Raw genomic sequence first — 24,545 nt, forward strand, 5'->3', positions numbered from 1 at the left:
GCATCTTCGCAGCCAAGGGACGTCCGCGGATCACCCGCTGATGATCGTGCATCTGGCCAGCGTGGACCGGGTGGGCGACTGGGCGGGCGAGTGCCGCCAGCGCGCGCGCTGGCAGAGCGTTCTGGCCCGGCCCGCTGACGCTGGTCCTGCCCCGCCGGCCCGACCTCCCGGTCAGCCTGCTCGCCGGGGACGGGCTGGACACCCTCGCCGTCCGCCAGCCGGACCACGTTCTGGCCCTCCCGCCTGCTGCACGCGTTCGGCGGCCCGCTCGTCGCGCCGAGCGCAAACCGGTCCGGCCGCGTGAGCCCGACCACCGCCGCGCACGTGGCCAGCGAGTTCGCCGGTGTCGACCTGCTCGTCCTCGACGGCGGCCCCTGCACGGTCGGCCTGAGTCGACGGTCGTCGTTCAGGCGGGCGCTGCCGCTGTTGCGCCCGGGCGAGCATTGCAACCAGCGCCATCAGAAGCCCCGGTGGTTGGTCGCTGGCACTGCGAGGATGCTGAAGGCCCGCTTTGCGCGAGCGGGCGACTCGCCAGCGCACTACGCGCCCGGCAAGCCACGCTCAGACTGAGTGGCGCCATCGAGGGTGGCGCGCTGTCTCAACGATGCGGGCGCCGACATCGCTTTATGGCTGGTCAGCGGGACCCTTGCCGCAAGGCTGCAATAGTGGACCAGCACCACGCCGACCCGGCCGGCTGGCCGCAGGCTGTGCATACGCGCTGCATCGCTGGATGCAGGCCCGGCCGCGCCGTAATGGTGGTGCTGCCGCCGGTGGTGAGACTGGGCGGCGGTGCACGATCAGCTGAGCCGCGCGGCAGTACCCGGCGGCGAGATCGTGCCCTAAACCAAATCGCGCACCGTTCGCGTCTGCATGCCGACGCGCTGTTCCTATCGCTTCCGCGCCGTTTCGAACCGCGGACCGACCCGAAGGAGAGCCGACAATGAACAAGCTGCGTCCGGAAGATCTGGCTGCTGGCCGCGGGCCTGCTGCTGCCGCTGACCGCCTGCAACACCCGTGCGGGGCGTAGGCAAGAACCTCGAAGCCGACCAGAAGATCGGGAGACACCGCGAAGAAGTGAGCCTCAGGGCAGCGGCGCCGGATCAGCGCGCCGCCGCCAGGCTCCAGCGCACCGCGATGACGAAGTCACCAGCGACACCGCAGCCAGATCGCCCCACAGCCAGGTGGTGCCGCCGATCTCCTCGGCCAACATGCGCGCGCGTCCGAAGCCGGGTGCAGCGTTCGATGGTGTCGCTGAAGATGTCGTGGCACGTACAGCAGGCTCATCACGCCGATCAAGCGCAGCGGCGAATAGTCGCTGGCGACCGGCGGTAGCCAGCGGGCGATGACCAACATCGCGGCGGCCGTACCGATGCCGTAAGCGAGCCCGAAAGGCATTGCCGCATAAAAACACGGTGGCGAAGCGCCATGCACAGCGCCACGCTGGCGAGGATCGCGCGGTCATGCCGGCTGCGGCTGCTGGCGACCAGCAGCGCAGCGCCGATCACCAACGAGCCGAGGTAGCCGGCGCTCAGGGTCGAAGCGGTTTCCGCCCGCGCTCGGCACCTCGCCGCCGCGGTCGACCGTGACTTGCATCACCACGACCCACCGCCAGTCAGCGGAGTCATCGCCGCGTGTGCGGACTCGTGGAAGAACACCGCGAGGTTTCCAGCGGCGCGGTCAAGCCGAACCGCGGAAATACGCGAGGCACTGCGGCGACCAGGCTCAGGCCGGCAAGTATCATCAGCGGATGCGGTTCAGGAGTGCCGACGGACATCAGGGCGACCTGCGCGTGGACGGATCAGTAGATTACAGGCTATCAAACGCGAAAGGCAAGCAGATGGCCCGCTTCCGCGTTTCAGGCGTGTTGCGAGACTCGTCCAGCGCTCCCTGGCTCAGGGCGCCAGCGGAAAGCGCCACCAAGGCTTCGCCGGGCGGGTTATCGTGCTCGCGCACCAGGCGCAAATCAAGCCGACCATTGCCGAGGTTCACCAACGGCGCCTGCGGCGTTACCGCCAATATCGACATCACCGGCCCGCGTTTTCGGCAATCACCACATCCTCGATATCCGCCGTGCCGTAGTTCAGGACGGTGGACGCCAGCGTTACGCCTTCATGGCGGCGCAGGCTGAACTGCCCTGGAAAGTGGTCGAATTCAGCCAGAGCTTGCCCCAGTTGACGATGGTGCCGGCATCGCGCGAGGCGCCGGCCACCGTGTTGAAGCTGATCTCGCAATGCGACAGGCGCATCTCGCCGTAGTTCTCGACGATGGCCGAGGCGCCGCGCGCGGTGCTGTCGACCAGCGCCACCCGGCGCAGTTCGGTGGTGCCGTGGTTGCGGATCGAGCCCATCGAACCTTCCGCGAGGATGACCTGCTCGAGTCGCAGATGACCCGTTTCGGCGACATGGAACAGGCGAAATCGCTGTTGGAATAGCGCCGCAGTTCGGCGCCGTTGCCGCGGATCACGATCGGCGTGGTGATCTCCGGCAGCGCGGCCTTCTGGTTCTCGGCATTCACCTTGTCCAGCGAGTACAGCCCACGCTCCAGGGTGATGATGTCTGCTTCGGGTGTCTGATTGGCGGCGTTGATCGCGGCGACCAGGCCATCGGTCGATTCGACCGGGAAGATGGTCGTCGATTGCGCCGAGGTCGACACGAGCAGACCGGTGAGGGTGGCGGTGAGCAGGGTGCGATTCAGCGTCATGCGGTTCTCCTGGCACGAGATGTGGCGGATGAATGCATCATGAACCACAAGGTTTAGTGCGATCCATCAGCGGGCGCCGAAATGTGACGGAAATCGCGGCAAAGGCGCGAAAAATCAGACGAACGGCCAGATCCGCGAGAGCCTGACCCCACGGTCAGGTATGGGTCTGAATGGGAGTCGCGGCGATTGATCGCATATATCGAACGGGGTGATTCGAAATCGTCAACATTCGTGCGCGTCGCGCCTTGGCAGGCTCACCCGTGATGCGAGCAGCGCCCCGGCCAGGGAGATCGCCGCGGCGCCAAGAAAGCTCGCACGGCCATCGCCGAGTTCCCACAGGGCGCCCGCCAGCAATGCGCCGAGTACGCCGCCGAGGCCTGAGCTGAACCCGTACAGCAAGCCCTGACCATGCACGCCGGTCCGCCCGGGAAAGAACTGGCTGATCGCCTGCATGCTGGTGCTGTGGAAAGCGGCGAAAGTGAAGGCATGCCCGAGCTGCGCCAGGCCGATCGCCAGCGGGTAGTGCGGCAGCATCGCGGTGACCACCCAGCGCAGGCTGCCGATGGCGAAACAAACGACCATCAGCCGCCGCGGATCGACTCGCGCCTGCAGGCGCGGGATCACCAGGAACATGCCGATCTCGGCGATCACGCCGATCGACCACATCAGTCCCACCGCCTGCGGCGCGTAGCCGTGCCGGTCCAGGTGCAGCGACAGGAACACATAGAAGGCACCGTGGCTCAACTGCATCGCCAGGGCGGTGGGCCAGGAAGATCCAGAGCGGACGCTCGCGCCAGCGCGGCAGCACATCGGTGCGGAAGCCGCCGCCGGACTCCTTTGCCAGCGTCGGCGCGTCGTCGTTGATCCACGCGCCGCCACCAGCAGCGCGCGAACACCGGCAGCAGGGTGGCGACCAGCCAGCCGTAGCCGAGGATCTGAGCAGCCAGCCGAAGCCCAGGTTGGCCAGCACGAAGCCCACGGATCCCCACACCCGGATGCGCCCGTAGGCCGATTTGCGCTCGCCCAGTCGCGCGAGCGTGAGCGCCTCGAACTGCGGCATGATCGCGTTGTAGACGCTGGCATAGGCCAGCATCACCAGCACCACGCCCGCAAAACCGAGCGGCAGCAGGAACAGCGCGAAGCAGGCCAGCGTAGCCAGGCGCGCCCGCGCGCAGCACCAGGATCGGACGGGCCGCGCGCGCGGTGGCCAATCCCCACAGCGACGGCGCCAGCACGCGCGAGCCGTACCACAGGCTCATCACCACACCGATCTGCCAGGCGCTGAGCCCGCGCGTCTCCAGGTACGGCGCGAAATAGGGGGCGAAGGCGCCCAGCGCGCCGAGGTAGGCGAAATAGAACGCCGACAGCCGCCAGTAGGGAACGCCAGCCAAGGCGGTCAGTGCGCGCTCGCGCCCTTCTTGCCGAACAGCTTCTTGCCCAGGCCCACGATCGCGAGCACGATCGCACCTGCAATGATGCCGATGATGGCCTCCAGGGCGATTGCGGTCAGCAGGTTCAGCGCGCTGCCGCTGGCGCCGGCCACCGCGCTCGCATGTTCGACGAAATGGTGCAGCGCCGGCACGCCATGGACGATGATCGCGCCGCCGACCATGAACATCGCCGCGGTGCCGAGCACCGACAGCGACTTCATCAGCAGCGGCGCCGCGCGCAGGATCAAGGCGCCGAGCTTGCGCTGCAGCACCTTGCCCGCGCCCTCCATGCGGTTCAGGTAGTAGCCGAAGTCGTCCAGCTTGACGATCGCACCAACCAGGCCGTAAACGCCCACCGTCATCAGGATGGCGATGGCGCACAGCACCGCGACCTGCTTGCCGAAACTCGCGGCGGCCACGCTGCCGAGCGTGATCACGATGATCTCGGCCGACAGAATGAAGTCGGTGCGCACCGCGCCTTTGATCTTCTCTTTCTCGAAGGCCACGAGGTCCACTTTCGGATCGGCCACCGCGTGCAGCAGTTCCTTGTGATGCTGCTCGTCTTCCGCCGGGCTGTGCAGGTATTTGTGCGCCAGCTTCTCCACGCCCTCGTAGCAGAGGAACAGGCCGCCGAGCATCAGCAGCGGGACGATCGCCCACGGCGTGACGGCGCTGATGGCCAGCGCCGCCGGCACCAGGATGGCCTTGTTGATCATCGAGCCCTTGGCCACCGCCCAGACCACCGGCAGCTCGCGTTCCGAGGCCACGCCCGCCACCTGCTGTGCGTTGAGCGCGAGGTCATCTCCGAGCACGCCGGCGGTCTTCTTCGCGGCGACCTTGGTCATCACCGCGACGTCATCGAGCAGCGTGGCGATGTCGTCTAGCAGCGCGAACAGGCTGGAACCGGCCATGGCGAGTCTCGCAGGCAGAAGGATGGCCGCGGAGCATAGCGGCTGGCGCATGCCCCTGCGGTGTGGCCGATGTTCCGGTCTTCGCGCGCTTTGCAGGCGCAGGACGGCAGACTACGCATCGCCGGGTACCCGCCTGGCGCCCGAATCGACCTTGGATCGGATCCATGCCTCATTCCAGACCCTCCGGCCTGCGCGCCAAGCTCGGTGTCGCATTCATCCTGCAGGCGGGCCGCCATCTCCTGCGGTACGTGCTCGGCGTCTACGCCGCCGCGGCGGTGCTCGAAGACGTGCTGATCAAGCGCGCGCTGCGCGAGGAGACTGCGCACTACGTCCAGTTGCTCGAACGCAATCCGGTGCACCTGACACCGGATACCCACAACATGAAGGGCTACATGCAGCGGCCTGGCGACACCGACGAGGTGATTCCGGACAACCTGCGTGGCCTCGGCCCCGGATTTCACGTCCTGCGGCAGGGCGGGAGCCGGGCGCTGGTGTTCGTGTCCGATGCCAAGCCGGGCCGGCTGTTCCTGGTGATCGACCAGGCGCACATCGGCCAGCTCGCGCTGTTTTTCGGCCTGATTCCGCTGACCCTGGTGCTGCTGTTCATCTACCTCGCCACCTGGCTTACCTACCGCCTGTCGCGGCGCGCCATTTCACCGGTGATCTGGCTCGCCAGCGAAGTGCGCGGCTGGGACCCGAAGAATCCGGACTTCAGCACCCCTGGCCCCTGAGCGCATGCCACCCGGAGATCGAGGGCGAGACCGAGGCCTCGCGGAGGCCATCTATGGTTTCGGCAAGCGCATCGGCGAGTTCGTCGAGCGCGAGCGCATCTTCACCCGCGACGCCAGCCACGAGCTGCGCACGCCGCTGACGGTGATCAAGATGGCCAGCGAGGTGCTCATCAGCGACGGCCAACTGGACGACTACGGCATGCGCAACGCACAGCGGATCGCCGCCGCCGCGCGCGACATGGAGTCGCTGATCGAGGCATTCCTGCTGATGGCGCGCGAGGCCGAGAACGCTCTGCCGGCGGACGATTTTGCCGTCAACTCGGTGGTGCACGACGAGATCGAGCGCGCCGAGGCGCTGGTCGGCGACAAGCCGATCAAGCTGGAGCTGGTCGAGCGTGCGCAGTTCCGCCTGCACGCGCCCTCCAAGGTGGTCGCGGTGCTGATCGGCAACCTGATCCGCAATGCGGTGGCCTACACCGACCAGGGCCACGTCCGGGTCACGGTGGAACTCGGCATGGTGACGGTCGAGGACACCGGCGTCGGCATGTCCGCGGAGGACCTCAAGCAGATCTTCCAGCCCTTTTTCCGCGCCAAGCACGGGCGCCGTGGCGGCCATGGGGTCGGACTGACCATCGTCAAGCGCCTTTCCGATCGTTTCCAGTGGCCGATCGAGTTCGAGAGCGAGCCGGGCAAGGGGACCACCGTGCGCGTGCGCTTCCCCATTGCGCCCAGGTCAAGTGCGCGAGCGATCCGCGCGCCTGAGGAGGCCGCACCGAATTGGCGGAAATGACTGAACAAGAGACGTCTTGTCCGCAAAGGACGCAAAGGGCGCAAAGGAGAGCCAGTTTGCTGTAAGGCCTGCGTTGGAGATCGATGGCGACCAGGCAATCACACTCGTTGCAATGACCACAGCGTCAGCGCAGGACGCACAGAACATCTGACCGGCTTTCCTTTGCGTCCTTGCTTCTCCCCTTTGCGTCCTTTGCGTCAAACGCTCTTTGGTTCGTCCGGGCAAAGGCGCGAAACTCACACCAGCTGCAACCGCGCCAGTTCGGCGTACAGGCCGCCCTGGGCGAGCAGTTCCTCGTGGCTGCCCTGGGCGACGATGCGGCCGGCGTCGAGGACCACGATGCGGTCCGCCTTCTTTACCGTGGCCAGGCGGTGCGCGATCACCAGCGAGGTGCGACCGGCCATCAGGTGTTCCAGCGCGTGCTGCACGGCGCGCTCGCTCTGCGCGTCGAGCGCGCTGGTGGCCTCGTCGAGCAGCAGGATCGAGGCGTCGCGCAGCAGCGCGCGGGCGATCACCACACGCTGCTGCTGCCCACCCGACAGACGCACACCGCGCTCGCCAAGATACGTGTCCAGTCCCTGCGGCAGCGCGGACAGGAAGTCCCAGGCCTCGGCCGCGCGGGCGGCGGCTTCCACTTCCTCGCGGCTGGCTTCGGGCCGGCCGTAGCGGATGTTCTCCAGCGCGCTGGTGCCGAAGATCACCGGATCCTGCGGCACCAGGGCGAACAGGCGGCGCAGGTCAGCGACGCGTAGTTCGCGCAGGTCCACGCCGTCCACCCGGATGCAGCCCTGGTCGGGATCGTGGAAGCGCAGCAGCAACTGGAACAGGGTGCTCTTGCCGGCACCGGACGGTCCGACCAGGGCGACGGTCTCGCCGGCACGGATTTCGAGGTCGATGCCACTCAGCGCCGGCGTGTCCGGGCGCGAGGGATAGCGGAAGCCGACTCCGTCGAAGCGGATCGATTCCCGGATCGCAGTCGGCGCCGCGTCCGGAGTAGCGGGATCGGCGATCTTCGGCGTCATCTGCAGCAGTTCGGCGAGCCGGCCCATGGCGCCGGATGCGCGCTGCACATCGCCCCAGACCTCGCTGACCGCACCCACCGAGCCGGCTGCCATCACCGCATAGAGAACGAACTGGCCAAGTTCGCCGCCCGACAGCGTGCCCGCCAGTACCTGCTTGGCGCCGATCCACAGCACCACCGTGACCGCGCCGAACACCAGCACGATCACCGCCGCCGTCAGGCTGGCGCGCATGCGAATGCGGCGCTTGGCCGTGGCCAGGGTGCGCCGTACCGCATCGCCGAAGCGCGTCGACTCGCGCGCCTCGGCCACATTCGCCTGCACGGTGTGGATCGCATTGAAGGTTTCGCCGGCAATCGCCGACGAATCGGCGATGCGGTCCTGGCTCTCGCGCGAGAGTTTTTCCACGCGACGCCCGAAGATCAGGAAGGGCAAGGAAATAGCGGTCTACATAGGCCGCATTCGCCTTGGAGAAACCATGGTCGATCATCTGCCCGATCGCGCTCGGCAGGGACAGCGAGGCCACCGATGCCACCAGCAGGAAGCCCAGGGCGCCTGCGATCAGGCCGCGATAGGGGCGCAGGAAGGGCGCGAGCGCCGCCAATGGCTTGATCGATCGGGACTTTTCGGACACGGATTGGGCGACGTTTGGCGCGCGGCGCCGGGGAACCGCTGTTCATGGGGGCGGAACCGACCGACGCAAGTGGCCAGGTGCGCCCGCGGAGCGGCGGTCGGATGGGCCATCGGATTGCCCCTGGCGGCCGCAGAACCTGACTCGCAACGCGTCCGGAGGATTCCCTACAGTGGCAGCGTCCGCGCCGTCCGCCGGCGCATCCAGCACGCCACGCTGTAGCGATCTCGTTGCGTTGCCAGTACCTCGTGTTCGATTTCGCCGCTCAGGAACAGCACCAGTTGCCCGGGTTCCGGTGCGATGTCGATCGAGACCTCGCCGTCCGGGCCTTCCAGGTAGATGCGCAACTCGCCACCAAAACGCGGTTGCCAGGGGTCGCCGAGGTGGATCACGGCGGAGACTGCGCGCGCGTCCTCGTCGCGGAAACGGTCGAGGTGGCGGCGGTAGGCGCCTCCTGGTGGATAGTGGGCAAAATGCGCTTCGCTCGCAATCAAGCCCAGGTACAGGCGCTCATTCAGTGCGGAGCGCAGGCCTTCCAGGCGCGCCAGGAGGACGCCGGACGCACGGCGCCGGATCGTCCGGTTCCAGCCACTGGATCGAATCACCGCGTACCTCGGTTGTGCGCAGGGTGGCATTGCCGCGGCCCACGCGCGCCGGGGTCAGGACGCCTGCGGCGGCGCGCGACCTGGCGGTGTCGAGCAGTGCCTGCCGCAAGTGCGTGTCGAGCCAGTCGCCCACCACCAGCCAGCGGTCGGTGGCGAGGGCGTCGGCGATCCGGTCGTGGTCAGTCACGCGCGTGCGGCTCACCGCGGGCGTCGCGCTCCAGGAAGTAGATGCCGGCGTAGACCTTTGGATCCACGGCGTAGCCTTCGGCCATGCGCTCGGCGACGAAGCGGGCGACGCCGGCGCGCGGTACCTCGTGCACCGTGATGTTCTCGTCCCCGGCACCGCCGCCCGCGTGCACGCGCGTGAGGCCGGTGGCGCGCACGAAATGCATGACCTCGGTGGTCATGCCCGCAGAGCTGGACCGGCCATGATCGACTCGATGTGTTCGGCCTGCCAGCCGGTTTCCTCCAGCAATTCCTGCGCTGGGCGCTTTCGCGCCAAGACTCGTCGGCGAAGGCGCCTCATCGCCGATCAGGCCGCCGGAAACTCCAGGGTACGCGACTGGATCGGGATGCGATATTGCTCGACCATGAGGACGGTCTCCGCGGGCGTGATCGCCACGATCACAACCGCACCCTGGGGGTTCAGTCGCTCCGCGTACTCCCAGTTCCCGCGCCGACACAGGCGAAGGTGATGGCCGGCGTGAAGGACCTGCGAAGACTGTTGGGACATGGGCGGGAACTTTTGCTGTGGTCGAGAGTCAGCTTGCAACCGCGATAATGCCATTGCCGCCGCTCGCTCCAGCGCGACGCGTGCCTTTCCTTCGTCTGCAGTCACTTTCGAACCGGATCCATGAACTCCAAGACTCTGCTGATCAGCCTGTCCGCTGCCGCGCTCTGGTGCGCAGCCTCCTCGGTGTCCGCCCAGGCCTTGCGTCAGGCACCGCCGCCGTTGCCCACCGATACCGAGGTCGAGCTGGCAAAGATCAGCGATATCAACGAGTTGATGCGCCGCGCTGACGAGTGGAAGGGCAACAAGGATTTGCGTCGATACACCTATGCCATGGAGCGCCTGCTGAAGTTGCGCCCCTACAGTCCGACCTTTCTGTACCGGCTGTCGGAGGCGTACGCGATGCAGGATCAGAAGACCAAGGCATACAACCTGCTGATCCAGGTTCAGAAACAAGGGCTGGCGTTGAACCCGGAGGCGGACAAGGATTTCGACCCGATCCGCAACACCCAGGTCTTCCAGTACGTCATCGACGGACTCAAGGTAAATGCCACGCCCTTCGGTGAGGGAAAGGCAGCGATCACCCTGAAGGATGCGCCGGAGCTCATCGAGAGCGTTGCTTATGACGCCAAGCGCAAGCGCTTCCTGGTCGGCAGCGTACGTACGGGTGAGATCATGAGCGTAGCGATGGACGGCAGTGTCAACCTGTTCACGTCGCCGGTCCGCACGCCGGCGCTGCGGAGCGTTTTTGCGCTCGCCGTGGACGACGCCCGCGGTTTCCTGTGGGTGGGTACGGCCGGGGCGCCGCAGTATGAGAAGCACCGCCCAGAGGAACTCGGCGGTGCGGCGCTGCGGAAGTTCGATCTGGCGAGTGGCAAGATCCTCGAAGCCTATCCGATGGCACCCGGTGAGACCCCACGGATGTTCGGCGCGATCACGGTTGCCGCCAACGGGACGGTCTACGCCACCGACGCGATTTCGAACGTGGTCTACCAGGTCCAGGGCGGCGAGATGCGCACGTTGTTCGCGGTATCCCGGATCGACCAGCCTGCGTGGTCTGGCGGTGAGTCCGGACCAGCGGTACCTCTACTTTGTGGACTATGAACTGGGATTGCGTGTCGCGGACCTCAGCAAGAGCGAGATCCGCGAGCTGGCGATGGACTTGCAGAATCTGGGTGGCATCGACGGCCTGAGCTACTACCAGGGCCAACTGATCGCCGTGCAGAACGGCACCATTCCCACCCGCGTCATTCGCATCAAGCTCGGTGACGACCGCGTCTCCGTCGTGGGCGTCCAGCCGCTGGAAGCGAACAAGGACGAACTGGTGATGCCGACCTTCGGCACGTTGGTCGGCGATGACTTCTACTTCATCGCCAACAGTCAGCGTGACGTCTACGCAGCGGATGGCAAGCCGATGGAAGGCGTGCTGCCGGAAGATCGCGTGCTGTACAAAGTGTCGGCACGATTCGCCTGGGAGACGGCCGTGAAGGGTGGCCAGGTGGGCGCTCCGGCGAAGTAAGCGCCGGGGTCATGCCGCGCCGGCGTGGCGGGCCGCGATGGCCTCGGCACGCCGGCGCAGGAAGGGGCCGAATCCCAGGTTGTCGAAGAGCGTGCGCAGGGCGTCCAGGTCGGGCGCCCGCGGCTTCAAGGCGGCAAGGTCCGCTGGCACCGGTGCCTCGCAATGGATGGCACTCAGGCGTCGCGACAGATAGGCCTGCTCACGTTGTGCCACAAGTCTGGCCTGCAGCGCCTTTGCACCCCGAATACCGATTCTCTCGACTTCATCGATGCGCCGGTAGATCTCGTCGAGATCTCCGAAATGCTGCAGCAGCCGGGCGGCACCCAACTGCCCGATGCCGCGCACGCCGGGGATGTTGTCGATCGGGTCGCCGGCCAGTGCGAGCAGATCGACCATTTGCTCAGGCCGCACGCCGAAGCGCTCCTTGACCGCTTTGCGATCGAAGCGACGGTCGCGCCCGAAATCCCATTGTTCGTCGCCTTCACCCAGCAACTGGGTCAGGTCCTTGTCGGCCGAGATGACCAGGACCGGGTGCCCGTGCGTGCGCGCCACGCGCGCCAGCGATCCGATCAAATCGTCGGCTTCGAAGCGGGCATCCGCGTGCGTGCTGGCGCCGAGGTGCCGCGCGATCGCGCGGCAGTGCGCGAACTGGCGCAACAGCGCCTCGTCGGGCGGTTCGCGATTGGCCTTGTAGGCCGGGTAGATTTGCTGGCGAAAGCCGCTGCCCAGGGATTCGTCGAAGCAGACGGCGAGGTACTTCGGTCGCAGGTGTTCGAGCAGCTGCAGCAGGAAGCTGGCGAAGCCCTGCGCCGCATGCGTCGGCCAGCCCTCGCGATCGCGCCAGTCCGGCGGCAATGCATGCCAGGAGCGGAAGATGTAGAGACTGGCATCGACGAGGCAGACGCGATCGCCGTTCCCTCCCATCACAGTGCCGGCATGTCGGCCGGCCGCCAGTCGCTGACGATCTGCTCGTAGCGCGGGCGCTCCCGGTCCGGGACGTCCGCCTTCGGCGTGCCGACATGGATGAAGGCCACCACACGCTCGTGCTCCGAGAGGCCGAGCAGGCGCGTGGCCTGCGCATCGTGTGCTGGCCACCCGGTGACCCACTGGGCGCCGTAGCCGAGTGCGCAGGCGCCAATCAGCAGGTTCTGCGCCAAAGCGCCGGCGGACAGGAGTTGCTCCACCTCCGGGATCTTGTGCCCGGGCGTGATCCTTGCGATGACCACCAGCGACAGCGGCGCATGCGCGAAGCGGTTCAAGTCCTTGTGCCGGGTGGATTCGTCGAGTTCCTCGCCGCGCGCCTCGCGTAGCGCCACCAGGGCGCTTCCGAGCGCCGGACCGGCCGCTCCGTGGATCGTGAGCAGCCGCCACGGTTGCAATTTCCCATGGTCCGACACGCGCACTGCGGCCTCGACCAGCGCGCGCAGTTCGATCTCGGTGGGGGCGGGCATGCCGAGCAGCTTGGCCGGCGTCGAGCGGCGCGAGGTCAGCGGGTGCAGGCGGGTTTCGATGCTCATGGCGGCAGGGGCGCGCGGCGATGCGCGGAGTCTACGTCGATGGGGCCCGGGACTCGACTCGGGACTCGGGGAAAGTCCCAGTCGCCCCTGCCGGTGCGCTTGTTCGCGCAGCGAACCGTGACTCTCGCAAGATCGCGGACTGTGTATCTGGACGCAAAGGACGCAAAGGACGCAAAGAAGATCAAACGCGATACAGCGTTGGGGTACCCCCGGCACTTGAGGTCTTTGCGTCCGTTGCGTCCTTTGCGTACTCAATCACAGGTCGTCGTTTGGCGCAGGAAGAAAATTTCATATAATTCAACAACCTGTGGCATGTTCGGTGAAAAACGCAGGGAAAAGGTGCCTTGGCGAGATCTGGCGACCCTGCCTGGGAAGGTGCTCCCCGCTGCGTTCTCTCCGCTCTTCCACTCCGCTCTCTGCGTCCTGCTTCTGGCATCGGCCATCCGCATCCCCAGTCCAGGCCGGTTGAGGCCTCGGCGCGCTTGGGATGCTGTCGCCGTGTGTGGCAGACTCGTGAAGATCGATGGACCCCGTCCGGGGATCGATCGAGGGCGGAATCGTGGGGGTTCCCGTTGCTCCAGCGCTGTGTAGTTCCCGGGCTGCCGGCTCCGCCCGGGCGCGCCACCCGTCATCGATCCGGCGAGTCTTCGTGTTGCGCCTGGCGCTTGCAGTCCGCACCGTTTTTGCCATGCTGACGAAACGAGTTAGGGAGAACTGAATGTCACTGACTATCGGAGTTCCAAGAGAGATCGTCGCAGGCGAAAAGCGCGTCGCGACCGTCCCCGAAGTGGTCGAGAAGCTGATCAAGCTGGGCTTCAAGGTCGCGGTCGAAGCGGGCGCCGGCGATGCCGCCAACTGCAGCGACGACAGCTACCGCGCTGTGGGCGCCAGCATCGTCGAGGCCGCGCCGCAGTTGTGGGCGGAGTCCGACATCGTCTTCAAGGTCGCCGTTCCGACCACCGAGGAAGTCGGCCTGCTGCGCGAGGGTGGCACCCTGATCGGCTTCATCTGGCCGGCGCAGAACCCGGAACTGATGCAGCAACTGGCCGCGAAGAAGGCCACGGTGCTCGCCATCGACTCGCTGCCGCGCACCCTCAGCCGCGCGCAGAAGATGGATGCGCTGACCTCCCAGGCGGGCGTTGCCGGGTATCGCGCGGTGATCGAAGCCGCCAATGCTTTCGGCCGCTTCTTCAACGGTCAGATCACGGCTGCGGGCAAGGTGCCGCCGGCCAAGGTGTTTATTGCCGGCGCTGGTGTTGCCGGCCTGGCCGCGATTGGTACCGCCGCGGGCTTGGGCGCCATCGTGCGCGCCAACGACACGCGCGCGGAGGTGGCCGACCAGGTGGTCTCCCTCGGCGGCGAGTTCGTCAAGGTCGACTATGAGGAAGAGGGTTCCGGTGGCGGCGGCTACGCCAAGGTGATGAGCGAGGGCTTCCAGAAGGCCCAGCGCGAGATGTACGCCAAGCAAGCGCGCGAGGTGGACATCATCATTACCACCGCGCTGATCCCGGGCAAGCCGGCGCCGCGGTTGATCACCGCGGACATGGTCAAGAGCATGAAGCCCGGCAGCGTGATCGTCGACATGGCGGCCGAGCGTGGCGGCAACTGCGAGTTGACCGAGCCCGGCCAGGCGGTGGTCCGGCATGGCGTGACCATCGTCGGCTACACCGATTTGGCCAGCCGCCTGTCGAAGCAGTCGTCCACCCTGTACGCGACCAATTTGTTCCGCCTGACCGAAGAGCTGTGCAAGACCAAGGACGGCAAGATCGACGTCAACATGGAGGACGATGCCATCCGTGGCCTGACGGTCATCAAGAATGGCGAGATCACCTGGCCGCCGCCGGCGCCGAAGGTGGTCGCGGCGCCGCCGGCGGCGAAGCCCGCCGCACCGGCGCAGAAGAAGAGCGGCGGCCACGGCAAGGCGAGTGAGCCGGCATCGGCGAAGGCCACCGCCGGGATGTTCGCGGCCGCGGCACTGATCTTCTGGTTCATCGGCGCGGGCGCGCCGCCGGCCTTCCTCGGGCACTTCACGGTCTTCGTGCTGGCCTGCTTCGTCGGCTACATGGTCGTCTGGAATGTCACGCCGGCGCTGCACACGCCGCTGATGAGCGTCACCAACGCCATCAGCAGCATCATCGCGATCGGCGCCCTGATCCAGGTGGGGCCGGAGGGCCTGATTCGCTGGCTGGCGGTCACTGCCATCGCACTGACCGCGGTGAATATGTTCGGCGGATTCGCCGTCACGCAGCGCATGCTGCAAATGTTCCGTAAGTAGGGGATACGCGAATGTCTGCGAGTCTGGTCACTGTCGCCTATATCGGAGCGATCATCCTTTTCATCCTGAGTCTCGGCGGGTTGTCCAACCCCGAGACCTCGCGTCGCGGCAATCTCTACGGAATCATCGGCATGACCATCGCCGTGCTGGCCACGGTGTTCGGTCCGCGCGTGACGATGGCCGGGATTCCGTGGATCGTCGGCGCCCTGGTCGCGGGCGGTGCGGTCGGCCTGTATGCCGCGCGCACCGTCAAGATGACCCAGATGCCCGAGTTGGTCGCGCTGATGCACAGCCTGGTCGGCTTGGCGGCCTGCCTGGTCGGCTTTGCCAGCTACATCGATCCGTCCGCCTCGGCGGGGCTCACGGATGTCGAGAAGACCATCCATGAGGTCGAGATCTACGTCGGCATCCTGATCGGCGCGGTCACGTTCTCAGGCTCGGTCATCGCCTTCGGCAAGCTCTCCGGCAAGATCGGCGGCAACCCGCTGCTGCTGCCGGGTCGCCACTGGATCAACCTCGCCGGCCTCCTGGTGGTGATCTGGTTCGGGCGCGAGTTCCTGCATGCGCACACGGTGGCCGAGGGCATGACGCCGCTGATCGTGATGACCACGGTTTCGCTGCTGTTCGGCATCCACATGGTGATGGCCATCGGTGGTGCGGACATGCCGGTGGTGGTCTCGATGCTCAACAGCTACTCGGGCTGGGCGGCGGCGACCGGCTTCATGCTCAGCAATGACTTGCTGATCGTGACCGGCGCGCTGGTGGGTTCGAGCGGCGCGATCCTGTCGTACATCATGTGCACGGCAATGAATCGCAACTTCATCAGCGTGATCGCCGGCGGCTTTGGCACCACCAGCGGGGCTGCGGCCTCGGCGGGTGCCGCCAAGCCGGCGGGCGAGGTGGTGCCGATCAGCAGCGCCGAGACCGCCGAACTGCTGCGCGAGGCCAAGAGCGTGATCATCGTGCCGGGCTATGGCATGGCGGTGGCGCAGGCCCAGCACACGGTGTACGAAATCACCAAGCACCTGCGCGAGAAGGGCGTCAACATCCGCTTTGGCATCCACCCGGTGGCGGGCCGCATGCCTGGCCACATGAACGTGCTGCTGGCCGAGGCCAAGGTGCCCTACGACATCGTCCAGGAAATGGACGAGCTGAACGACGATTTCCCGAACACCGATGTGTCGATGGTGATCGGTGCAAACGACATCGTGAATCCCTCCGCGCAGGACGACCCGGCCAGCCCGATCGCCGGCATGCCGGTGCTCGAGGTGTGGAAGGCGAAGACCTCGATCGTGATGAAGCGCAGCATGGCCTCCGGCTACGCGGGCGTCGACAACCCGTTGTTCTACAAGGAGAACAACCGGATGCTGTTCGGCGATGCCAAGAAGATGCTGGACGAGGTCCTGGCTGCGCTGAAGGGCTGAGGCCGGTTGCCGCATCGGGGGCCTCTGGTGATGCGCCTGCAGAGGCTCCCGGCTGCAGCTGACACGCTGCGCGGATTGCGGCGTGTGCGGCCATGATCGCCGCCATCGATTGGCTCCTGCCGCTGCTCGCCACCGCGGTCGCCGCCAGCGCAGTCTGGATCCATCGCCGACGCGCTGGCGTCAAGCAGCTTGTCGCGTCGCACGTCGCATTCGCCGGGGGCACGGCGTTGGTGATCGGTGCTGTCGGACTCTTCCGGGCGGCGGCGGCTGCGAAGGCAGCCACTGGGCTGGTCGAGATGGAACAGGCGGCCGGAGAGTTCGGTTTCGCGCGGGCATTGCTCGCGTTGGCCGGTGTGCTGACCGGTACGACGGCTCTTGCCGTTTCGCTGGTGGTCCTGGCCAGGCTGAAGTGGAACTCCCGCGCGTTCCGTTTCGGCGGTCAGTGGCGCCTCAACCTGCTCCTGCTGCTCGCCGCTGGCGTGCTCGGCGCGATGGCCGCCGTGCAGCTGGATGAGCGATTGATCATCGGGTTTGGCCTTGTCTGCCTTGCCTTGGGCGTGGGCGTGGCGCTGCCGGTTGCGCCGGCTGACTTCTCTCGCGCGCTCTGGTCCGGCGCTGCCATGGCAGGCCTGGCATGGGTGTGCACAGGACTCGCGCTGCGTAGCCCGGTGTTTGCCATCGCGGGCATGGTGGTCGGTGTCTTCGGCGTGCTGCGGATCCAGGCGGCGATAGTGGCGGAGGGCTCGATCCGCGACGCGCTGGCCGGCCATTCGGAACCCTCGGTCCGCCCTTGACCGCGCCCGTCAGCGGCGCCGCGGCCGGGAACTCGCGCCTTCGCCTGGTATCCTCCAGCCGAGCACCAAAGCGAGCGCCACGGCGATGGCATAGCTCGCCATGTCGGCGGCGCCCGCGTGCGCACGCGTCACTGCCCAGGCCATGTCGATGCCGATCACGCGGATCGCATCTGGTAGTTCCAGGCCCATCTGGCCGGCGATGAATCCCGCCGCGATCAGGTAATTCGCATGCGCCGAGGTCAGCAGCACCAGCAGCGCGCAGACGAGCGCCCGCAGGGCGCCCGGCGGGTGGCTGTTGTAGCGCAGCAGAGCCGCCAGCAGCAGCGCGGCGAGTGGCGCCATCCATGCGGCGTGATTGCCCGCGGCGAGCGCCAGCAAGGACCACAGCGCGCCGAGTGCTGCCGCGGCGAGCAGCGCCGCACAGGTGCCGAGCAGGAAATTGAGCAGGCGCATGGATCCAGGGCCAACCGCGGGCGCCGCATGATGCCAGCACAGCGGTCCGGCGTGCCGCCCCCTTGTCAGTGCGTGTCCTGTCCGCCGGGGCGGGGGCGGGTGCGCTGGTAGGTTTCCAACGCCACCAGGCCGGCATGGGCCAGTTCGCCCAGACGGCCGCTGACCCCGCCGCGGAAGTCGCGAGCACGCGCATGGGCGCGGGCGTGCACGATCGCCCAGCCGTTGCGTTCGCTCGATTTGATGAGGTAGAGCGCGGCATCGGCCAGCTCCAGCGCCAGATTCCAGTCGTCGCTGTCACTCTTGTCGGCCAGCGTCGGGAACAGCGCATAGCCGATCGACGCCGTCAGCCGGGTGCGCAACGCACCGCTGGGCGCAAACTCTTTCTGCGAGATAAGGCTGCGCAGGCGCTCGCAGAACTGCGCCGCGTCCGCGATCGATTCCGCTGGCATCACCAACATGAATTCCTCGCCACCCCAGCGCAGCGGGATGCCATCCTCGCCAGCAAACTCAAGCAGCAAGGAAGCCAGTTGCCGCAGTACCTCATCCCCGGCGAGATGGCCGTGGACGTCGTTGATGCGCTTGAAATGGTCGAGGTCGATGAGCACGAAGGCCAGGCGGCGCTGCACGCCGTCGCCGGCCGCGCGGCGCCAGTTACCCATGTAGTGCGCAAGGAAGCGCCGGTTGCGCAGCCCGGTCAGCGCGTCGGTGTGAGATTCCTCGACGAGCGCACGGTTGGCTGAGCGCAGGCGCTCGTTGGCGCGGTCGAGATCGGCGGTGCGCTGGCGCACCAGTTCCTCCAGTGCGTGCTCACGACGCAGCGTCCGTTGCCGGTATCCGAGCCAACCGAGCACCAGCAGCGCCAGGGACAGCAGCACCAGCAGGGCCCGGAACCACCACGCCCGGTACCACGGCGGCACCAGGCGGAACTCGATGGTCGCCGGGTGCGGACTGTCGAGCCCCGCACTGCTGGTGGCCACCACCTCGAAGCGGTAATGGCCGGGGGCGAGGTTGGTGTAGTACGCGGTCCTTCGCGAGCGCGCCGAGCGCCAGTTGTCGTCGTAGCCCTGCAGGCGGTAGCGGAAGCGCAGGCCGGTCGGGTCCTGCAGCGCCAGTCCGGCGTACTGGATCGTGACGTCGCCGCTGCGCCCGTCCAGGGTGAACGGCCCCGGGCCTTCGTAGGTCACGCCGAGATGCTCGATGGATTCGGCGACGATCGGTGGCGACAAGCCGCTTCGCCGGACCTTGGCCGTGTCCAGGCGGAGCACGCCGTCCAGGGTCGGCAGCCATAGCTCGCCATTGCTGCGTGCGATGCGCGCCTGCGCGCCACCGTTGCAGCAGCGAGAGCGCAGTGCGCCGGCATGGCTGTCGCCGGTCTGGACGATCATGTCGCCAAGCACCCGGCCCCCTTCGGCGTGATATCGATCCAAGTCACCGTGGGCGATCCGGTAGACGCCCTCGGGACTGGTCACGTAGACGAAGCCGCTGTCGCTCGCCAGTGCGAACGCGCTGTTGTAGGGCAACCCTTGCCGGGTGGTGATCTGGCGCAGGCTGTCGGGTGCGCCGACGAACAGTCCGGCATCCATGGTGGCCACCAGCAGCTTGCCATTGCGCCAGGGCAGGATCGCGGTCACCAGCGCGGGTACCAGTTCCGCCGGTTGGTCGATGCGACGAAAGCGACCGTCGATGCCGCGGTACAGCCCGCGCTCGGTGCCTACCCAGAGCTCGCCACGTTGCGACTGCGCAAGGGCCCGGATCCGGGTCTCCATCAGGCCACGTTCGGCTGCATGCAGGCGCAGTTCGCCTTCGTCCTGCTCGTACAGGCCCTGGCTGGTACCGATCCAGTAGTGGCCGGGCGCCTCCTCGACCACCGCGCGGATGCCCGCCCGGGCCAGCGGTTCCCAGAGCGGATCACGCCGCAGCTCGCGGCCGTTCCAGCGTGCCAGGCCGGCGCGCGTGCCGATCAGCAGGTCGCCGTCGCGGGTGCGGAACAAGTTGTAGACAGACGAGTCCGGCAGCTCGCGCGTGCTGGTGATCAGGCGGATGCTGCCATCGGGATCGAGGCGCTCGACCCCGCTGTTGGTGCCGACCCAGAGGCGCCGGCTGTCGTCGGCCACGACACTCCAGACAAAGGGATCCGACAGACCGTCTTCTACGTTGAAGCGCGCCACCCAGCCATTCCACACGCGGGCCAGGCTGTGGGTCAGGCTCCCGATCCACAGATTGCCCTCGCGATCTTCGAAAAAGGAAGCGATCCACGCGGTACCGGGGAGATTCGACGTCAGGCACGGCTCCAGTCCACGACGCGGGTGATAACGCCATGCGCCTTCGGTAGTGCCGATCCACAGGTTGCCGTCGCCATCGCGATAGAGCGCTTCGACGCGGTGCTGCGCCAGTGGGGCAGCCCAACCTGGCTGCACCCAGCGCGTATCGTCGAGCTGGAGGATGCCGCGACGGGTTCCGGCGTAGAGACCTTCCGGCGCGGCCAGGAGCGCGGTCACTGCCGGCGCTTCGTTTGCTCCCGGCAATGGGTACAGGCGCACGCGCGCGCCATTGATCTCGTGCACCTCGCGGTTGCTTGCGGCGTACACCGTGCTGCCGTTGCGGGCGATCGCACTCACCGGGAGATCGCGCAGGCCCAGCAACTGCACGCCGGTGGCATCGATGCGGTACAGGCCGCGGTCGGTTCCAGCCAGCAGTTGGCCGTCGATGTCGTTGGCCAGGGCCGTGACCGCGACATCGCGCCCCGGTTGCAGCTCGATCCCGGCCCACAGACTGTCCTGGTAGCGAGTCAGTCCGCGTGAGGATGCAAACCAAAGGCTGCCGTCGCTGCCCAGATGTACCTTGTCGATGATGTTTGCACGCAGCGCTGGCGTATTCTCGACGTTGTAGACACGAAAGCGCACGCCATCGAAACGGGCAACCCCGTTCTGGGTGGTCAGCCACAGATAGCCGGTGGCGTCCTGGGTGATCGCCAGCACCGAGAGCTGCGGCAGGCCGTCCTCAATGCTCCAGCGGTCATGGATGTACTGGCGGAAGGGCTTGTCCGGATCCAGCGCCCATCCGGGCAGGGACCACAGGCAGAGCAGGAGGCACCACCAGACCCGCGGCCCGGGCAGGCGCGTGCGGGGAAACGTCGCGGTGGCCGCTAGGCTTGCCTGCACGGTTCCATCCGGGATGGTTGAATGCGCGATTGTAGTCAGAACCTGCAGCCGCGACATGCGGTCGCAACATCCGCAGCGCAGGCGCGATCGGCCATCGCGCGGCAACAACGAGATCAGCACGACATGTACAGCAGAACCAGCGAACCGGTGAAATTCGAACGCAACTGCGCCGCAGTGATGGTGCCCAGCGGCGATGCGGTCGAGCTGCCGGCCGGCAGCGTCGGTTACATCACGCAGGCACTCGGCGGCGCCTTTACGGTCTATGTCGAGGGCAACCTGTTCCGCATCGCCGGACAGGACGCCGACGCGATCGGCAAGACACCACTGCCCTTGCCGGCCCTGGCCGAAGGGGCCAGCGATGCTGACGTCGAGGCCTTGGTCTGGGACCAGCTGCGCACCTGCTTCGATCCCGAAATCCCGGTCAACATCGTCGAACTCGGACTGGTCTACGAGTGCAACCTGTTCCGCCTGGACGACGGCCACCGGCGGGCGGAGATCAAGATGACCCTGACGGCCCCGGGCTGCGGCATGGGGGAAACCCTGGTGAGCGACGTGCGCTCCAAGGTCGAGCTGATCCCCACGATCAGCGAGGCCGATGTCGAGCTGGTGTTCGATCCGCCCTGGAACCAGAACATGATGAGCGAGGCGGCCAAGCTCGAAACCGGGATGCTTTAGGGAACCGCGGAACCATTTGATCGGGATCAGGACGCGGGCCTGCGCGCGCTTGCAGCATGGGTCATCCGCCGGCCATGCCGGCTCATTCCCGGAGCGAGAATCCCATGATCCGATTCGTCAGTGGCGACATCCTGTTGAGCCAGGCGCAGGCCATCGTGCATGGCGTGGCGCCGAACGATCCTTTCGCCCACGGGCTGGCGCATGAACTGCGCGAGCGTTGGCCGTCGATGTACAAGGATTTCCGCCACTTCTGCCAGACCCGCCATCCCGAGCCCGGCACGGCGTGGACCTGGAGCGGGGCGGGCGACACCCACGTGATCAGCCTGTTCACCCAGGAAGGCAGCTATGGGCATGGCGCCAAGCCCGGTCGCGCGACGGTCGCGCACGTCAACCACGCGCTGCGGGCGCTGGTCGCGGAGATCCAGCGCGAGGGCTACCACAGTGTGGCCCTGCCACGTCTGGCGACCGGGGTTGGCGGGCTCGACTGGGCCGATGTCGAGCCGCTGATCGAGGCGCACCTGGGCAAACTCGAGATTCCGGTGATCGTCTATTCCCAGTACCGCGCCGGCGTCGCGGCCGACGAAGGCCTGGCGAAACGCGCCGCCTTGTCTTGATGCCACGAGCGCCCGGCCATGCCGGACGCTCGCTGGGCGTCGCTGAGGCTGAAAGGAGATGCTTGACCGCGCCTTGGTTTCCGGTGCTTCCCCCAAGGGGCGATCGGACCGTTGTTTCCTGGGTCAATGGAAAACGACCGGCGGATTTCAATTCAAGAACGTCCGCACGCGCACGCTGGCGGATCTCCCGGCGGCATCCAGGGCCACCAGGTGCTGGTCTCCGCAGCTGTCGAGCTTCAGGTCCAGCGGAGCCGAACCCTGCGTCTGGCCAGCCAGACGGTCATTCAGCAACCACTGGATCTGGCCGTCCGTCCCCAGGGCCTGCACCCGCACCGTGATCGGACCGCTGCGGTTGCTCGGGGTGCGCAGCACGCTGCCGTCGTTGATGCCAGCGATACGCAAGCCCGTGCTGTATTCATCCGGTGTGCAGCCTTTCGCCAAAGGTGGCAACTCGCTGCGCTGGCGGGTCGCTTTGGAAAGCCAGGGGTAGGCGAGCGCCGGCCAGCGCGCCACGGTGACCAATAGCGCGTCCGCCCGGTGGCAGCTCAAGTTGCGCCGCAGCGCATCCGGATCTCGCCAGTACTGCAGCAGGCCGCCACGCCAGGTATCGATTTCGCGATCGGGGAAGGTCGGTGGCAGCGTGCCGGCCAGAACCCAGGCAGGCCAGCGCCGATGGCAGTGCGCGGGCTCGGTGTCGGCCTCGCTGCGCCCTGAGCGGCCAGCAGATCGGAACTTCGGTCACGCTCGCCGGTGGTGGTGCGAGATCGCGCGTGCGCCGGCTCGGCAGGCTGTCGGCGATCTCGATCAGCAGCGGCAGCGCAGTGATGGCGCCGAACTGGCCGGGCAGGGGAGTGCCGTCGGGACGCCCGATCCAGACGCCCAGAGTGTACTCGGGCGTCACCGCCAGCGCCCAGCTGTCGCGGAAGCCGTAGGAGGTCCCGGTCTTCCAGGCCAGGCTGACGCGGCTGGCGGTGTCGAAGCTGCGCGTGCCGAGGTTGTCGTTGGGGTCGCGCTCGAGCATGCGGCGCACGATCCAGGCGGCTCCCGGACTCATGAGGTAGCGCGATTGCAGCGGCTCCTCCAGCCTGAGGCGTGGCCGCGCCGCGAGTCCGTCGCGCGCCAGCGCGAGATACGCGCCGACCAGTTCCTCCAGCGTCGTCGCGCCGCCGCCCAGGATCAGCGCGAGGTTGGGCACGGCACCGTCGGCCATGCGCAGCTTCAGGCCGGCGTTCTCCAGCGTCGACGCAAAGCGCACCACGCCGACGCGGTCGAGCAGGTCCACGGCTGGCACATTCAGCGACAGGCGCAGCGCCTGGGTCGCGCTGACCGGGCCCTGGAAGCGCTCCATGAAGTTGCTCGGCTGGTAGCCGTCGAAGGACTGCGGCGCGTCGATCAGCAGGCTCATCGAATGGATCAGGCCCTGGTCCAGCGCCATCCCGTAGAGAAAGGGCTTGAGGGTGGAGCCGGGCGAGCGCGCGGCCATGACCATGTCGACGTGGCCAGCACGCGTGGTATCGAGCAGGGCGGCGGAACCGACATAGGCCAGGGTCTCGGCGCTGGCATTGTCGACCACCATCGCGGCCACCGAGTTGCGCTCCGGCAGGCGGCGCAAATGCGCCTCGACGCGCGCCTCGACGCGCTGCTGCAGCGCGGCGTCGATGGTGCTGCGCACGATGCCGCCGGCATCGGCGCGGGCGCGCAGTCGCTGAGCCAGCAGGGCCGCGCGCATCGGCGCGCGCAATTGGCGTGCGCCCACCTGCTCGATGCGCGCATCGTCGCCGCGAGCTGCGCTCCACTGGCCCAACTCGACCAGGCGCGCGATCACCTTGTCGCGCGCGCGCTGCGCCGCCTGCGGATGCCGGTCCGGCCGCAGCCGGCTGGGCGCCTGCGGCAGCACCACCAGCAGCGCGGCCTCGGCATCGCTGAGTTCGCCCACGGGTTTGCCGAGGTAGGCGTGGCTCGCGGCCTGGACGCCCTCGATGGCACCGCCGAAGGGCGCCAGGTTGAGGTACATCTCGAGGATCTGGCGCTTGTCGAAGCGCCACTCCAGTTGCAGCGCGCGCCACGCCTGCATGAGCTTGCCGAGCGGCGTGCGCGGGATCGGCTCCAGCATCCGCGCAACCTGCATGGTCAGCGTGGAGCCGCCGGAGACCACCCGGCCGTTCATGGTCGCCTGCGCCAGCGCGCGGACCAGGCTCGCCGGATTGACGCCCGGGTGGCGGAAGAACCAGCGGTCTTCGTAATGCAGCAGCGCGGCCAGGTAGGCCTGCGATACCTCGTCCAGCCGCACGCGGTAACGCCAGACCCCATCGCGGTCGGCAAAGGCGCGCAACGGCGTCCCGTCGCGCGCCAGCACCAGCGTGCTGCCGGGCGCGTCGATGCGCTCCAGCGGCGGTGGAAACAGGCGGTCTGCGGCATGGACCAGCGCTGCGGCGAGCAGCGGCAACCATGCCCAGCGGGAGCGCAGCCAACGGGTGCTCATCGTTGAACGGCGCTGGTTGTTGGCGGCAAGAGCCGATGGGCGTAGCCCGGAGTGCGCGCACCGCGCGCTCTCCGGGTACTTGCC

Annotated in this window: 21 protein-coding genes and 4 pseudogenes; 10 read left to right on the forward strand and 15 right to left on the reverse strand. The window is 67.4% G+C overall.

The window, feature by feature from the left end; all coding sequences use genetic code 11:
- Positions 1–50 precede the first annotated feature (50 nt).
- Positions 51–570 (forward strand): annotated as a pseudogene (locus IPK27_17935) (Sua5/YciO/YrdC/YwlC family protein).
- Between the two features lie 722 nt (positions 571–1,292).
- Here the strand turns inward: IPK27_17935 and IPK27_17940 are convergent.
- The 6 genes from IPK27_17940 to IPK27_17965 form a co-directional block, all read right to left on the reverse strand.
- Positions 1,293–1,532, reverse strand: a complete 240-nt coding sequence (locus tag IPK27_17940) for a hypothetical protein (GenBank protein MBK8069429.1) — start codon at positions 1,530–1,532, stop codon at positions 1,293–1,295.
- A 274-nt stretch (positions 1,533–1,806) separates the two neighbouring features.
- Positions 1,807–1,989, reverse strand: coding sequence for a hypothetical protein (locus IPK27_17945; protein MBK8069430.1), 183 nt, complete (start codon positions 1,987–1,989; stop codon positions 1,807–1,809).
- 112 nt (positions 1,990–2,101) lie between these two features.
- Positions 2,102–2,347: a hypothetical protein gene (locus IPK27_17950; protein ID MBK8069431.1), complete on the reverse strand. Its 246-nt coding sequence runs from the start codon at positions 2,345–2,347 to the stop codon at positions 2,102–2,104.
- Between the two features lie 575 nt (positions 2,348–2,922).
- Positions 2,923–3,444 (reverse strand): MFS transporter, encoded by a 522-nt coding sequence (locus IPK27_17955; protein ID MBK8069432.1) that lies wholly within the window; start codon positions 3,442–3,444, stop codon positions 2,923–2,925.
- Positions 3,441–4,091, reverse strand: coding sequence for an MFS transporter (locus IPK27_17960; protein ID MBK8069433.1), 651 nt, complete (start codon positions 4,089–4,091; stop codon positions 3,441–3,443). The genes IPK27_17955 and IPK27_17960 overlap by 4 nt, the downstream gene beginning before the upstream one ends.
- A gap of 5 nt (positions 4,092–4,096) precedes the next feature.
- Positions 4,097–5,041: a DUF808 domain-containing protein gene (locus IPK27_17965; protein MBK8069434.1), complete on the reverse strand. Its 945-nt coding sequence runs from the start codon at positions 5,039–5,041 to the stop codon at positions 4,097–4,099.
- 164 nt (positions 5,042–5,205) lie between these two features.
- Between IPK27_17965 and IPK27_17970 the strand changes: the two genes are divergently transcribed.
- Positions 5,206–5,772 (forward strand): hypothetical protein, encoded by a 567-nt coding sequence (locus IPK27_17970; GenBank protein MBK8069435.1) that lies wholly within the window; start codon positions 5,206–5,208, stop codon positions 5,770–5,772.
- Between the two features lie 4 nt (positions 5,773–5,776).
- Positions 5,777–6,562, forward strand: coding sequence for a HAMP domain-containing histidine kinase (locus IPK27_17975; GenBank protein MBK8069436.1), 786 nt, complete (start codon positions 5,777–5,779; stop codon positions 6,560–6,562).
- 236 nt (positions 6,563–6,798) lie between these two features.
- On the opposite strand, the pseudogene IPK27_17980 reads toward IPK27_17975, so the two are convergent.
- The 3 pseudogenes from IPK27_17980 to IPK27_17990 all read right to left on the reverse strand — a co-directional run bounded on the left by IPK27_17980 (position 6,799) and on the right by IPK27_17990 (position 9,550).
- Positions 6,799–8,215: pseudogene (locus IPK27_17980) on the reverse strand (ATP-binding cassette domain-containing protein).
- A 164-nt stretch (positions 8,216–8,379) separates the two neighbouring features.
- Positions 8,380–9,004 (reverse strand): annotated as a pseudogene (locus IPK27_17985) (2OG-Fe(II) oxygenase).
- A pseudogene (locus IPK27_17990) lies at positions 8,997–9,550 on the reverse strand (NUDIX hydrolase). The pseudogenes IPK27_17985 and IPK27_17990 overlap by 8 nt, the downstream one beginning before the upstream one ends.
- Before the next feature lie 183 nt (positions 9,551–9,733).
- On the opposite strand from IPK27_17990, the gene IPK27_17995 reads away from it, so the two are divergent.
- Both IPK27_17995 and IPK27_18000 read left to right on the forward strand, forming a co-directional pair.
- Positions 9,734–10,651, forward strand: a complete 918-nt coding sequence (locus IPK27_17995; GenBank protein MBK8069437.1) for a hypothetical protein — start codon at positions 9,734–9,736, stop codon at positions 10,649–10,651.
- Positions 10,611–11,066 carry a hypothetical protein gene (locus IPK27_18000; protein MBK8069438.1) on the forward strand — a complete coding sequence of 152 codons (456 nt, stop codon included), beginning with the start codon at positions 10,611–10,613 and terminating at the stop codon, positions 11,064–11,066. The genes IPK27_17995 and IPK27_18000 overlap by 41 nt, the downstream gene beginning before the upstream one ends.
- 9 nt (positions 11,067–11,075) lie before the next feature.
- Here the strand turns inward: IPK27_18000 and IPK27_18005 are convergent, their stop codons facing one another.
- Positions 11,076–11,990 (reverse strand): exodeoxyribonuclease IX, encoded by a 915-nt coding sequence (locus IPK27_18005; protein ID MBK8069439.1) that lies wholly within the window; start codon positions 11,988–11,990, stop codon positions 11,076–11,078.
- Entirely contained in the window at positions 11,990–12,583 is a 594-nt protein-coding gene (locus IPK27_18010) for a nitroreductase (GenBank protein MBK8069440.1), read from the reverse strand. Before IPK27_18010 ends, IPK27_18005 begins: the two co-directional genes overlap by 1 nt.
- Positions 12,584–13,301: 718 nt before the next feature.
- Here IPK27_18010 and IPK27_18015 point away from each other — a divergent pair.
- The 3 genes from IPK27_18015 to IPK27_18025 all read left to right on the forward strand — a co-directional run bounded on the left by IPK27_18015 (position 13,302) and on the right by IPK27_18025 (position 17,076).
- A complete protein-coding gene (locus IPK27_18015; protein MBK8069441.1) occupies positions 13,302–14,858 on the forward strand; it encodes a Re/Si-specific NAD(P)(+) transhydrogenase subunit alpha in 1,557 nt (518 codons plus the stop codon).
- Positions 14,859–14,869: 11 nt separating this feature from the next.
- Positions 14,870–16,282 carry a Re/Si-specific NAD(P)(+) transhydrogenase subunit beta gene (gene pntB / locus IPK27_18020; protein MBK8069442.1) on the forward strand — a complete coding sequence of 471 codons (1,413 nt, stop codon included), beginning with the start codon at positions 14,870–14,872 and terminating at the stop codon, positions 16,280–16,282.
- 92 nt (positions 16,283–16,374) lie between these two features.
- Positions 16,375–17,076 carry an NAD(P)(+) transhydrogenase (Re/Si-specific) subunit beta gene (locus IPK27_18025; GenBank protein MBK8069443.1) on the forward strand — a complete coding sequence of 234 codons (702 nt, stop codon included), beginning with the start codon at positions 16,375–16,377 and terminating at the stop codon, positions 17,074–17,076.
- A gap of 9 nt (positions 17,077–17,085) precedes the next feature.
- Here the strand turns inward: IPK27_18025 and IPK27_18030 are convergent, their stop codons facing one another.
- Positions 17,086–17,529 carry a hypothetical protein gene (locus tag IPK27_18030; GenBank protein ID MBK8069444.1) on the reverse strand — a complete coding sequence of 148 codons (444 nt, stop codon included), beginning with the start codon at positions 17,527–17,529 and terminating at the stop codon, positions 17,086–17,088.
- A gap of 65 nt (positions 17,530–17,594) precedes the next feature.
- On the reverse strand, positions 17,595–20,690 hold the full coding sequence (locus IPK27_18035) for a diguanylate cyclase (GenBank protein ID MBK8069445.1): 3,096 nt from the start codon (positions 20,688–20,690) through the stop codon (positions 17,595–17,597).
- Between the two features lie 123 nt (positions 20,691–20,813).
- Between IPK27_18035 and sufT the strand changes: the two genes are divergently transcribed.
- Both sufT and IPK27_18045 read left to right on the forward strand, forming a co-directional pair.
- Positions 20,814–21,365 carry a putative Fe-S cluster assembly protein SufT gene (gene sufT / locus IPK27_18040; GenBank protein ID MBK8069446.1) on the forward strand — a complete coding sequence of 184 codons (552 nt, stop codon included), beginning with the start codon at positions 20,814–20,816 and terminating at the stop codon, positions 21,363–21,365.
- 104 nt (positions 21,366–21,469) lie between these two features.
- Entirely contained in the window at positions 21,470–21,979 is a 510-nt protein-coding gene (locus IPK27_18045) for a macro domain-containing protein (GenBank protein ID MBK8069447.1), read from the forward strand.
- Positions 21,980–22,126: 147 nt separating this feature from the next.
- Here the strand turns inward: IPK27_18045 and IPK27_18050 are convergent, their stop codons facing one another.
- Together IPK27_18050 and pbpC are read right to left on the reverse strand one after the other, a co-directional pair.
- A complete protein-coding gene (locus IPK27_18050) occupies positions 22,127–22,381 on the reverse strand; it encodes a hypothetical protein (protein MBK8069448.1) in 255 nt (84 codons plus the stop codon).
- Positions 22,382–22,394: 13 nt separating this feature from the next.
- Complete coding sequence (gene pbpC, locus IPK27_18055) at positions 22,395–24,461, reverse strand: penicillin-binding protein 1C (GenBank protein ID MBK8069449.1); 2,067 nt, start codon at positions 24,459–24,461, stop codon at positions 22,395–22,397.
- Positions 24,462–24,545 lie beyond the last annotated feature (84 nt).

Source organism: Rhodanobacteraceae bacterium, assembly GCA_016713135.1.
Lineage (GTDB): Bacteria > Pseudomonadota > Gammaproteobacteria > Xanthomonadales > SZUA-5 > JADKFD01.